This window comes from Pseudomonas sp. 51_B (genome assembly GCF_017491595.1).
GTDB classification, from domain to species: domain Bacteria; phylum Pseudomonadota; class Gammaproteobacteria; order Pseudomonadales; family Pseudomonadaceae; genus Aquipseudomonas; species Aquipseudomonas promysalinigenes.
This window is the reverse complement of record NZ_JAFGYW010000180.1, coordinates 1-520: the sequence shown is the minus strand read 5'-3', so window position 1 is coordinate 520 and position 520 is coordinate 1. Positions and strand designations below refer to the sequence as shown.

Below are 520 nucleotides of genomic sequence, written 5' to 3'. Positions count from 1 at the left end.
CATACAACGCGAGATGCGCCCATGGCAACCGCCGTCGGCTTTCACCCGGCTCTGGATCAAATTGCGTTACGGCATGAAGGTGCCCGCCTGAATGGCGGACGAATGCATGGCGCTGGATGCGCTGCCCGGTGGCGACCAGTCGGTTTTGCAAGCCTTGCCCGAAGCCCTGCGCGAATGTCTCAGCCGTGCGGCGCGGGTGATATTGATCGCTAATAATCCCGCGATTACCGCAGCTGATTTCGCAGCGCTGAATATCGGCGCTGATGACGTCGTCGTCAGTTTCAATCATTGCATCAAGGCGACGCTGCTCAACGAGCAAAGCGTGAATGTCTTCGTGCACGGCTATAACGCGCCGGACGCCTATTTCTTCGGTCTGCCCGGCAATGCGGACGTACAGCGACTGGTCGACCGCGCGGGCGAGCGCTGCTTTACCATGCTGGTGGGTTGCGCAGCACCGATGTGCCCGTTGCCGCGCGTTGCGATGTACTGGGATCGCATTCCGTTGCCGCCGCTGTGGAAC

The 520-nt window shown here is 60.8% G+C and carries 1 pseudogene; it reads left to right on the top strand.

Going from position 1 to position 520, the window contains the following annotated elements:
- Nucleotides 1-91: 91 nt before the first annotated feature.
- A pseudogene (locus tag J5M56_RS24265) lies at nucleotides 92-520 on the top strand (hypothetical protein); the annotation flags it as partial.